8 protein-coding genes are annotated in these 10,260 nt (G+C 30.1%); 5 read left to right on the top strand and 3 right to left on the bottom strand.

All coding sequences use genetic code 11. From position 1 onward, the window contains the following. Positions 1-34: 34 nt before the first annotated feature. The 3 genes from FWJ34_RS15140 to FWJ34_RS15130 all read right to left on the bottom strand — a co-directional run bounded on the left by FWJ34_RS15140 (position 35) and on the right by FWJ34_RS15130 (position 3,776). On the bottom strand, positions 35-2,200 hold the full coding sequence (locus FWJ34_RS15140; protein WP_308256174.1) for an O-linked N-acetylglucosamine transferase, SPINDLY family protein: 2,166 nt from the start codon (positions 2,198-2,200) through the stop codon (positions 35-37). Positions 2,201-2,899: 699 nt separating this feature from the next. Then, on the bottom strand, positions 2,900-3,355 hold the full coding sequence (locus tag FWJ34_RS15135) for a CopD family protein (RefSeq protein WP_308256173.1): 456 nt from the start codon (positions 3,353-3,355) through the stop codon (positions 2,900-2,902). Positions 3,356-3,371: 16 nt separating this feature from the next. Then, positions 3,372-3,776 carry a DUF1824 family protein gene (locus FWJ34_RS15130; RefSeq protein WP_308256172.1) on the bottom strand — a complete coding sequence of 135 codons (405 nt, stop codon included), beginning with the start codon at positions 3,774-3,776 and terminating at the stop codon, positions 3,372-3,374. A gap of 280 nt (positions 3,777-4,056) precedes the next feature. On the opposite strand from FWJ34_RS15130, the gene FWJ34_RS15125 reads away from it, so the two are divergent. The 5 genes from FWJ34_RS15125 to FWJ34_RS15105 all read left to right on the top strand — a co-directional run. After that, a complete protein-coding gene (locus FWJ34_RS15125) occupies positions 4,057-4,983 on the top strand; it encodes a mechanosensitive ion channel domain-containing protein (protein WP_308256171.1) in 927 nt (308 codons plus the stop codon). Positions 4,984-6,141: 1,158 nt separating this feature from the next. After that, the gene (rpoD, locus tag FWJ34_RS15120) at positions 6,142-7,314 is read left to right on the top strand and encodes an RNA polymerase sigma factor RpoD (RefSeq protein ID WP_308256170.1); all 1,173 of its coding nucleotides are present in this window, start codon (positions 6,142-6,144) and stop codon (positions 7,312-7,314) included. Positions 7,315-7,688: 374 nt separating this feature from the next. Further along, positions 7,689-8,936: an FIST N-terminal domain-containing protein gene (locus FWJ34_RS15115; protein WP_308256169.1), complete on the top strand. Its 1,248-nt coding sequence runs from the start codon at positions 7,689-7,691 to the stop codon at positions 8,934-8,936. Between the two features lie 112 nt (positions 8,937-9,048). Then, on the top strand, positions 9,049-9,372 hold the full coding sequence (locus tag FWJ34_RS15110; protein WP_308256168.1) for a thioredoxin family protein: 324 nt from the start codon (positions 9,049-9,051) through the stop codon (positions 9,370-9,372). 84 nt (positions 9,373-9,456) lie between these two features. Then, a partial coding sequence (locus FWJ34_RS15105) for an aminotransferase class I/II-fold pyridoxal phosphate-dependent enzyme (protein WP_308256167.1) occupies positions 9,457-10,260 on the top strand: 804 nt, incomplete at its 3' end.

Below are 10,260 nucleotides of genomic sequence, written 5' to 3'. Positions count from 1 at the left end.
TTTTTATTTTTTTAATATAGCAAAGGATATTCATCTATTGCCTATGGCTATAAATTTGCCACATTTGTTGATAGGCTTTTTCCATTTCCCTTGCAAATTGTTTACCCTTCCAAAGGGGAGATGTTTTCTTCGACTGTCTTAACTTCCAACTAATTTCTTGGCGCAAATTTTCATTCGTGCCTAATTTAACTCCCCATTCAATATATTCATCATCATTCCATGCAATACCTTCGGTTATACCAGCATTAATCATAAAAGTATAACTATTACGCGCGGCAAATTGTTCTCCAACTCTAGTAACAAGAGGAATTTCCATCCATAGGGTTTCAAGGGTTGTGGTTGCACCATTATAAGGGTAAGTATCTAAAACTACGTCTGCTATGGCTAAATTAGCCCGATGAATTGCTTCTGTTGGTGTTTGTGGTAAAAATCTTAATTTATCTATATTCACTCCTTCCTCTTGCGCAATGGTTTTGAATAAATTTTGAGTTGTGCTGTCATCTCCTACACCTTTTATTAATAAATAACTATTTGGTGTTGTTTTCAGAATCTTCATCTGTAAATGAATAGTATGAGGATTTCTTTTGAAAGCACTTTGAACATTAAAGTAAACAATTGCTTTATCATCAATCTCTAAATCTTTTCGAGTGAGAGTGGGTATATCAACCTCAAAACCATCAATTCCTAAATAAGTATTAGGTAAACGCCAAATTGTTTCAGAGTAATATTCTTGGGCATTCTTAGGTAAAACATAAGGATCAGCGATAAAATAATCAATATTAGGAATACCGTTACTATCCATCCCTAACCAACTAACTTGTATCGGTGCTGGTTTTAATGCCATAATCATTGCCGTTAGGTTATGGGTGAAGCTATCCAAATCGACTAAAATATCAATCTGATCTTGTTCAATACGGGTGATAAAATCATTAACGATATTAGTTCCACTATAGGCTTTATGGACGTTATCTTTAAAAAATCTTTGGGTAATATAATCATCTTTTTGACAAGCAAAATAAGTATAGATAGAAAATTGCTCTTTGTCATGATGATGGATTAACCAACGACTTAATAAACCCACAGAATGGGATCTTAATGTGTGTCCAATATAACCAATTTTCAACTTTTTAGAAATTGCTAATTGATTAGGTGCAACAAAATGTACAGGACAACTATAATAACTATTACCTTGTTTTTGAAATAATTGGCCAATACCATTAATGAATTTTTTATTTTTTGTTGGATTATCTTGTAAATAAAGTAATAATTGTCCAATACTAATTAACCAATTAGCTAAATATTTTTCTTGAATATTAGGTTGTTGTTTTACTAAATCATTCAAGATATTTTCATAGGTAAAATGATAATCTTTAATATTTAACCAATCACTACTTTCTATGGCGTTATAAAGTAATTGATAGGAGGCAAAAACTTTTTCGATTAAGGTAGTGCTATATTTTTGATATTCCAAAGCAATTAATTTGGCATTATCATAGTTACGAGCTTGAGAATAGTAAATAAAAATTTGTCTAATAATTTCAAGATTGTTGGGTTGATTTAAAAGAGTAATTTCTAATAACTTTGCTCCATACATTAAGAATCTTTTTTCATCTGCCATTACTTCAATTTTAGAAGTTAATAAGTCAGAAAATTCTTTATTTACTGTCATTTGTGGATAAACTGCTGTAACAAAATCTAAAGTAATTTGATGAGGTATCTCTAAAATAATATTACATAAAGCAATTATCAATTTTATTTCTATATTTGATAGAGATTTTTGAACAATAATTTTCCCTAAATTAGTTTCTTCTATAAATTCGATGGCAAAACTATTAAGATGATGTTTTAATAAACATAAATTGATTAAATTGGCTAAATTATTATTATCAATTTCTTGTACTTGTTCTCTAATTAAAGCACTTTTCAAAAAATTATTCTTTTGTTTTTGCCTGTCAGCTTCTTGATCTAAAACTTGTATTAAACTCTCTTGTAAAGAATAATCTAAATTCATTTCTAAAAAAGGAATAAGCCAAATTGATTGAGCTAATTCTTCATTATTATTTAATAAATGAGCTAATCCTAGATACCAATAATTATTAATTTCATCAGGATTATTTTCTATTTTATGTTCATAAAAATTAATAATATGATCATAATTTTGTATTGCTAAAAATTCTATTGTATCGGGATGCCAATTCATAATTTAATTATATTTTTAGAAATCTTGTTGAGCTAAAGTTAAAAACCTAGGAATTTTTACCTGTTACCTGTTACCAAATCCACTCTTCCCAAATCCGCTACCCTCACTCCTTGACTTAGATACAAACTAGAGCAATCCTAAATGATTCGTGGCAAAATAAGGACTACAAATTTAAAGGCAAGGGGTTTAAACCCCTTGTTGAATAATAGGTAAAACATTATTTCCTATCTTTAAATATTTCACAACTGATTTAGTATTGCTATAGTGTTAAGTATTTTTCGTTTATAATAATTAATTTTTGATCAATAATTTAAGATTTGTAAATATTATACTCTGGCAAATAAACAATATTAATAATTAATTTTAAAATCATGATTATTGTAATTTTTCTAGTTACTTTTCTTCTTATTTCAATAAAGTTATCAACTGCAATTATTTATTTTTTGATCTTAAATATTTTTCCGACTTTAGAGGATTATTTATTTTTGATATTAACGGGGATAGTTATTATTTTCATTGGTTGGTGTTTTGGCGAAAATTAGGATAAAGAATAATATAGCAATCCTATGTGAGTTGTGAGATTTTTAGAGGTATTAGCTATCAGCTATCAGCTTTGACAGTATAGTAAGATTTACAGATTTATTTTTTAATCTTTAATTCTTCACGAATGATTTAGATTTCTATAGAAATTTATGATATTTATAAACCACCAAATCTTATAGTTATACCAAAAATAATCAATGAAATAGCGATGATTGTTACCGCTAAAATATGAAACACTAAATCTAGGAAATTTTCTTGATTCAAATTAGGTATAATCCGAAAACGAGCATCAATACTAAGAATTAAAGTAATTAATAATAAGCATAATTTTACTAAAATATTTCTAGTCATAGGTTCATTATAGTTTAACCAATTTTCTCCTAAAGGAATATAAAAATTAGCTAACCATAAACCAGTGATAATTTGTATCCCTAAAGCTATTAATCCTATGGGTTCAAATTTTTCTTCAAATTGATAAATTATCTCAGGATTTTTTTGTTTTAAAGCCATCGGTAAATACCCTAAAGTTAAGATTAAATGTCCTCCAGTCCAAATTGTTGCACCTAAAACATGGACAATTAAAAAGAGAGGAAATAGCCATTGATTTATCATAAATAATTTTGGTAATTTAATTAAATAAATCTAAAGGTAAATGTCCATAAGTACCGACAATTTCATCTTCAAAATCTGCAAAAATAGTAATCAAAACCCCCCTATATTCTCCTTGATAATCACTTAAATTATAAGAGATTCTTTCTGTACTAAATTTAAGATAAACAGGTTGATTCTCTTCAAGTAAATTCACATTAATCTTATCAGTATATCCTAATGCTTGTAAATAATTGTTTAAAGTATTAAAGGCTTCCTGAGAATTAGAGGCACAAATACCAAAATTTTGATTATCTGATAAACTCACTATTAATTTTAAAGCCTCTTGTAATTCTTTTTTTTCAGCTTCAGTATTAACTATTTTTAATTCTATACAGCTATATTGCTTCAGTATGCTTAAGGCTTGAGTTTTATCTTGATTCATAAATATTTTTTACTATTAAATTATTGAGTAAAGGAAGAAAGTTAATTTTCTTGAACAGATTTATTTTACCATTTTTTGTTGCTCAATAAATATAAATTAAATTAAAATTAAATGTTAATGAATTAATCTTCGATGTAAACTTTAGTAAGTTTGATGATTGTGTATGTTGTTACCTAATATTTCTTTGATTCTCAAAAATTTAACGCCAATACTTGTTATTCTTTTCGCAATGTTAATCGGTCTTTTATTAGAACATAGGCTAAAAAAATTGAGAAAAAAAATGGGTAATAATAATTTATTTGCCACTTACTCTTTTATTTTAAAATCTTTTGAAGGTATTCTTTTTATTTGGTCAATTGTCGGAGCAATTGCTTTAGTATTACCTAGTCTTAATTTACCTTCACCTTTATCTATTTTAATCCAAAAAATTGTTATAGTTATTGCTTTATTTATGGCGACAATTTTAGCCTCTCGTTTAGCTGTTAATGCCATTTATCTTTATAGCCAACGACATAATACCACCGTTTCTTTAACTTCTTTATTTGAGTATTTAACTAAAGTCATAATTTTTAGTATTGGATTTTTAATTATTATTCAATCTATCGGGATTCAAATTACTGCTTTAATTACGGCTTTTGGGGTAGGTAGTTTATCCATTGGTTTAGCTTTTCAAAATACTTTAAGTAACTTAATTTCAGGGGTAAATATTATTGTTTCTGGTAAAATTCGTCCTAGGGATTATATTAAATTTAAAAATGGAGAAGAAGGATATGTGATTGATGTAGAATTAAAATATACCCTGATTAAAGATATTTATAATAATGTAATTGTTATTCCTAATCGACAAATTATTGATGCTAGTTTTCGCAATTATACCCTTGAAGATTCTTGGATGTTATTACCTATAAAAATAGGAATTAGTTATGATAGTGATTTAGAAAAAGTAGAGCAAATAACTTTAAAAATCGCCAGAAAAATTTTAACAACTGTTAAAGGTGGTTTTCAAGAATATGAACCTTTTTTAAGATATGATAATTTTGATTATTACTCTATTAATTTTACTGTTTATTTGAAAATAAATGAATATTTTGATAGATTATTAATTACTCATGAATTTATTAAAGAAATCCACAGAATTTATAAACAAGAAAATATTAATTTCGCTTTTCCTTTAGTTAATCCTTATATGGGAATAAATGAAGTCTAATTGGGTTTGGTGTGTGTCAAAAAGTATTTTGGTGACGGTAGGGATACTGACGAGGGCAGGTTTTTAACATTTGAATGAAAGCAAGACAAGGGAGACTAGGAGGTTAAGAGACTAGGAAGATGTTACAGAAGAAAATTGGTCTTTTTAGCAATTATTGTAATATATCCAACGAACAATTAACAATTAACAATTTATTTGGGCAACGATGCTCAATTTTTTAAATTCTAAATTCTAAATTCTAAATTCTAAATTCTAAGATTTTTATTACTAAGTAATTAAGGGAACATCATATTAGCTATTGCCTAATTTCTGAAATTAACTTCATTTTATAGTGGCAATATTTTGAATATCTGATTAGAATTTATATGGAAGGTATAGAGAAAAAAATACTTTATTATCTAAGTATATATACTTACTTATTTTGGCTCTTCCTATCTTTTTGTCTATAATTGAAATAAATTATCATTAAAATCTCATGACAAATTCTCCGTAAATTTTACGCATATCCTCCCCAAAATCGAAAAGGTTTGCTAACCTAGAGGTCAGGGAAGATTAATAATCCGTCAAAATTTATGCACTATCACAGACCTGAGCCTTTCATAACAAAAAAGTATCGCTTATTAATGCGATTTTCTGTGAAATTCATTACAATATCTGAAGATTTTACTAATAAAACTTCTTAAAAGACTCAAAGAAGCACTAATAGTTCAATCTTGGTTATAGGGATAAATTTATGCACTCATCAAACTACAAAAATAATGTTATTGACTATAATAGCTATTATGTAGTACTGTGTTGGATTGCTTTCATTCAATTTATCTCTTCGCAAGTTAAGTATATCAGACTGTTGACTATCTCGAAAACAGTTCTTTGATATGCACCGTTGTTCGCTAAAATCAAACGATTTTCAGGTGCATTCCTGATATTTTCCTACCATAACAACAGGTTTACTCTATCCCAATGGCACTATTAAATTCCACTGTTTATAAGTATTTAACTCCTCCTCAAAAAGGTGGAATGTTATCAACTTCCAATGGTGGAATAGTCTGTTGTACGAGTAAATAATAGCAAGTGTCGGTGGGTGCAAACAAAAAGATCAATCAACTTTAATAATCTATCTTCTAGCTAAATTTTCAACAGGAGTAAGAGGAAAACGGCATGACTCAGGCACAAGAAATTTTCGCAACTATCTCACCTAATGATTTCGAGGAAATGTTGGATTTTAATTCTAATCTTAGTTTTAATAGTTCCATGGCTACCATCGAGGTAGAATTACCCGATATAACTGCTGAGGTTGATTCTATCGGTGTTAGTGATCTCAATGGTAAAAAAGCTCGTAAATTGCCGGCTACTCGTCGTCGCACCCAAACTAAGAAAAAACCTTTTACCGAAGATTCTATTCGTATTTATCTTCAAGAAATTGGCCGAATCAGGTTACTTCGTGCAGAGGAAGAAATCGAGTTAGCCCGACAAATCGCTGATTTATTGGATTTAGAATATATCAGAGCTACTTTAATAGAACATTTAGGGCGTATTCCCACGGATCAAGAATGGGCGATCGCTTGTGATATTCCGGTGTTACGTCAATTTAACCGCCGTTTACATATTGGGCGACGGGCAAAAGATAAGATGGTGCAGTCTAACCTCCGTTTGGTGGTTTCCATCGCTAAAAAATACATGAATCGTGGTTTATCATTCCAAGATTTGATTCAAGAAGGCTCCTTAGGCTTAATTCGTGCCGCCGAAAAATTTGATCATGAAAAGGGTTATAAATTCTCTACTTATGCTACATGGTGGATTCGTCAAGCTATTACAAGGGCGATCGCCGATCAATCTCGAACTATACGCCTTCCAGTGCATCTTTATGAAACGATTTCTCGAATCAAGAAAACAACAAAGATGTTATCACAAAAAATGGGGCGTAAACCCACAGAGGAAGAAATCGCCGAAGATATGGAAATGACTATTGAGAAGTTGCGTTTTATTGCCAAGTCTGCCCAATTACCTATATCCTTAGAAACCCCCATCGGGAAAGAAGAAGATTCTCGGTTGGGGGATTTTATTGAAGCTGATGGTGAAACTCCTGAAGATGAAGTCTCCAAAAATTTATTACGAGAAGATTTAGAAAACGTTTTAGACTCTTTAAGCCCACGAGAGCGAGATGTGCTACGATTACGTTATGGTTTAGATGACGGGCGAATGAAAACTTTAGAAGAAATTGGTCAAATCTTCAATGTTACTCGTGAAAGAATCCGTCAAATTGAAGCTAAGGCGTTGCGAAAATTGCGTCACCCCAACCGTAATAGTATTTTAAAAGAATATATACGGTGAACTATCTAAACGATCATCAAAAGTTACAGCGTAGGTTTATTCCTCAAAAATTAGCGTTGTCGAGGATTTATTCAGTATTCCCTTACAACGCACTATTGTTATAGTATAACAAGCTAACATGAACACACTTTTAAAATTTTAAAATAATAGAAACGAAAACCGATTAAAATTCCTATCACTTTAACTTGACATTATTTCGAGACAAATTAGATTAATTAAAAAAGAAAATAAATAGTACGTTCACTATAATCAACAAAATCTTGGTAGAGTGATTTTAAATCAGGACTAATTTTGATATTCAATTTTTTTCCCTATTCAATCAACATTTATCCTATTATTTTTATTTTGAATCATTTTTTCTCTGGAATACTTTTATGTCAAATAAAATTCAATGGATTAACGCTTTATCCACTCAATCTTCTTTAGAAAAAGCCATAGATGAAGTGGTGGCTAAAATACAAGCAAAGTTAACTACTACCCCTGATATTGGTATCGTTTTCATTTCCTCTGTTTTTGCCAGTGATTATCATCGTTTAATGCCCCTTTTATTAGAAAAATTACCTTTACCTTGTGTTATTGGTTGTGGTGGTGGTGGCATTGTAGGGATGAAAAATGATTATCAACCAAGAGAAATTGAAGGAAATTCAGCTTTAAGTTTGACGGTTGCTAGTTTACCTGATGTGGAAATAAATCCTTTTTACGTCACTGCTAAAGATTTACCTGATTTAGACAGTGGTCCTGATCAGTGGTGTAAAATGATTGGTGTTGGCATGGAAAAACAACCTAATTTTATTTTATTATCTGATCCTTTTTCTTCTAAAATTAATGAATTACTAGAAGGGTTAGACTTTGCCTACCCCGGTTCAATTAAAGTCGGTGGTTTAGCTAGTGCTAGTACCATGGGGGTTGGTAGTGGTTTATTTTATTTTAATGGCTCAAAATCTGATAGTTTATTTTTTTCTGAAGGCACTGTAGGAGTTGCTCTTAGTGGTAATTTAAAAGTAGAATCTATTGTGGCTCAAGGTTGTCGCCCCATTGGTAACACTTATCAAGTTACCCAAGGAGAAAAAAATATTATTTTAGAAATGACAGATAATGCTGGGAAAACAGATAATCCTTTAACTTTATTACGAGAATTAATTTCTAATCTTAGTCAACAAGATCAAGATTTAGCTCAATATTCTCTCTTTATGGGTATTGCTATTGATGAGTTTAAATTAGAGTTAAAACCCGGTGATTTCTTAATTCGTAATCTTGTAGGAGTTGATCCTAAATATGGAGCGATCGCCGTAGGTGACAGAATTAGAGCAGGGCAAAGAATCCGCTTCCATTTAAGAGATGCTAAGGCTTCTGCTGATGATTTAGAAACCTTATTAACCAATTACTGTTACCAAAAATCTAACACCAATTCTTCTGTCGGTGCGTTACTTTTTTCCTGTATGGGTAGAGGTGAAGGATTGTATGGAAAACCTAATTTCGACTCTCAATTATTTCTTGACTATGTAACAGATATTCCCCTAGCAGGTTTTTTCTGTAACGGTGAAATTGGTCCCGTATCAGGTAACACTTTCTTACATGGTTATACTTCAGTGTTTGGTATTTTCTCTCAACGGCAGATTTAACTTATTATTAGAATAAACATCAGGAAAATTGATTACAGTGTTGATTATCTATTGCAACAATGGTAGATATATTAATGACCGTTCATAAAAATTTTATCAGGAATTGATCACAATGAGTAAAGTTATCGAAATTAGTGATTCTCAGTTTGAAAATGAAGTCATTAAAGAAAATGGAATTGTTTTAGCATACTTTTGGGCTTCATGGTGTGGTCCTTGTCGTCTCGTGTCACCTTCGATTAATTGGATAGCTGAAAATTATAGCGATCGCCTAAAAGTAGTTAAACTAGAAGTAGATGCTAGTCCTGAAAGTGTTGCTAATTGTAAAGTAGAAGGAGTACCAGCTTTTAGAGTATTTAAACAAGGGGAAATTGTCAATAGTTATGAAGGTGCAATTGGCAAGGAAAAATTAAAAGAATTTATAGAAAAAAGCATTTAATTTAAGAAGAATGAGTAATAAGTAATGTGCAATGGTAAATTCCCAATGACAAATAACAAATAACGAATAACTATTCATTAATTTATGGAATTATCAGAAAGAATAAAATTTTTAAAAAATAATGTTTTTGCTGATATGGATAGGGCAAAAACTGAAGCTATTTCTCAAGGGAAAAAAATTATAGATTTGTCTTTAGGTTCGTCAGATTTACCTACTTCTAAACATATTATAAATACTATAGAAAAATCTCTTAATAATCCTGAAAATCATGGTTATTTATTACATAGTGGCACTGAAGAATTTAGAAAAATTGTCGCTAATTGGTATGAAAAAAGATTCGGTATTTTTGTAGATTGGCAAACAGAAATTTTACCTTTAATTGGTTGTCAGGAAGGCACTGCACATCTACCCTTAGCTATCTTAAATGAGGGAGATTATGCTTTATTATTAAATCCGGGTTATCCTTCCCATGCTGGAGGAATTTATCTTGCAGGAGGGAAAATTTATCTGATGGCTTTATTGGCTGAAAATAATTTTTTACCCCAATTTAATGAGATTCCTGTAGAGATTATCAATAAAGCAAAAATGATGGTTTTAAATTATCCTCATAATCCTACTAGTGCCACCGCTTCTTTATCTTTTTTTGAAACAGCTGTAAAATTTTGTCAAAAAAATAAGATTATTTTAATTCATGATTTCCCCTATATGGATATAGTTTTCAGTCAAAATAATCATCCTTCAGTTTTACAAGCTGATCAAAAAAAGGAAATATCTATCGAGTTTTTTACCTTTTCTAAATCTTATAATATGGGGGGTTTTAGAATTGGTTTTGCTATCGGAAATCAAGAGTTAATTACTGCCTTAAAACAAATTAAATCAGTGGTGGAT

The sequence above is a fragment of the Geminocystis sp. GBBB08 genome (genome assembly GCF_016743215.1).
Classification (GTDB): Bacteria; Cyanobacteriota; Cyanobacteriia; order Cyanobacteriales; family Cyanobacteriaceae; genus Geminocystis.
This window is presented reverse-complemented; position numbering and strand designations above follow the sequence as displayed.